Source organism: Flavobacterium artemisiae (assembly GCF_042678225.1).
Taxonomy (GTDB): Bacteria; Bacteroidota; Bacteroidia; order Flavobacteriales; family Flavobacteriaceae; genus Flavobacterium; species Flavobacterium artemisiae.
Genome location: NZ_JBHUDZ010000019.1, coordinates 1 through 1,128, shown reverse-complemented (window position 1 = coordinate 1,128; position 1,128 = coordinate 1). Strand labels below are relative to the sequence as shown.

General features: G+C 48.7%; 1 rRNA gene. It reads right to left on the bottom strand.

Annotation, left to right across the window (positions count from 1 at the left end):
• Window positions 1–1,128 (bottom strand): 23S ribosomal RNA (locus ACFSC2_RS25065); the annotation flags it as partial.

Below are 1,128 nucleotides of genomic sequence, written 5' to 3'. Positions count from 1 at the left end.
ACTTTAACGAACTATTCCGTCAGTTCGCGGCGCTTTCATCACTCCGTCACCCCATCACAGCAATAAGCAGTACGGGAATATTAACCCGTTGGCCATCGACTGTCCCTTTCGGGTTCGCCTTAGGTCCAGACTAACCCACAGCTGATTAGCATAGCTGTGGAAACCTTAGTTTTTCGGTGTGCGGGTTTCTCGCCCGCATTATCGTTACTTATGCCTACATTTTCTTTTCTGACCAGTCCAGCATGCCTTACGACACACCTTCAACCCTGTCAGAATGCTCCCCTACCACTTACAATAAATTGTAAATCCATAGCTTCGGTAATATGTTTATGCCCGATTATTATCCATGCTCGTCCGCTCGACTAGTGAGCTGTTACGCACTCTTTAAATGAATGGCTGCTTCCAAGCCAACATCCTAGCTGTCTGGGCAGACAAACCTCGTTCTTTCAACTTAACATATATTTGGGGACCTTAGCTGATGGTCTGGGTTCTTTCCCTCTCGGACTTGGACCTTAGCACCCAAGCCCTCACTGTTATCAATCATTATACAGCATTCGGAGTTTGTCAGGAATTGGTAGGCGGTGAAGCCCCCGCATCCAATCAGTAGCTCTACCTCTGTATAACTAAAATAACGCTGCACCTAAATGCATTTCGGGGAGTACGAGCTATTTCCGAGTTTGATTGGCCTTTCACCCCTACCCACAGGTCATCCGAAGACTTTTCAACGTCAACCGGTTCGGTCCTCCACTGTGTGTTACCACAGCTTCAACCTGCCCATGGGTAGATCACACGGTTTCGCGTCTAACACTACTGACTAAAGCGCCCTATTCAGACTCGCTTTCGCTGCGGATCCATACCTGAAGTACTTATCCTTGCCAGCAGCGTTAACTCGTAGGCTCATTATGCAAAAGGCACGCCGTCACCCCACAAAAGGGCTCCGACCGCTTGTAGGCGTATGGTTTCAGGATCTATTTCACTCCGTTATTCACGGTTCTTTTCACCTTTCCCTCACGGTACTGGTTCACTATCGGTCTCTCAGGAGTATTTAGCCTTAGCGGATGGTCCCGCCGAATTCAGACAGGGTTTCACGTGCCCCGCCCTACTCAGGATACCACTATCTATTACACT